The 376-nt window shown below is 63.8% G+C and carries 1 protein-coding gene; it reads left to right on the plus strand.

Annotation, left to right across the window (positions count from 1 at the left end):
* Positions 1-376 (plus strand): biotin/lipoyl-containing protein (locus WX88_RS26935; protein ID WP_046247526.1); only part of this gene is annotated, 376 nt, incomplete at both ends.

The raw sequence follows: 376 nt of genomic DNA on the forward strand, positions 1-376 counted from the left end.
CGGTGATATTCTGGCCGAAGTCGAAACCGACAAGGCCACCATGGAGCTGGAAAACTACGAAGACGGCACCCTGCTCTACATCGGGCCAAAGGAGAAAGAATCCGTCGAGGTCGACGGTGTATTGGCCATCATCGGCAAAGAAGGCGAAGATTTTTCGGCCCTGCTGGCCCAGGCTCAGGGTGGTCCTGCTCCCGCCGCCGAAGCCCCCAAGGCTGAAGAAGCGCCGGCACCAGCCCCCGCGGCTGCACCTGCACCTGCCGCACCCGCTGCTGCCCCCGCCGCTCCGGCCGCGCCCGCCAATGGCAAGAAGGCCATGGTGGTGCGTATGCCTAAAATGAGTGACACGATGACCGAAGGGACCATCGCGGCCTGGCTC

This window comes from Hymenobacter terrenus (genome assembly GCF_000972495.1).
Taxonomy (GTDB): Bacteria; Bacteroidota; Bacteroidia; order Cytophagales; family Hymenobacteraceae; genus Hymenobacter; species Hymenobacter terrenus.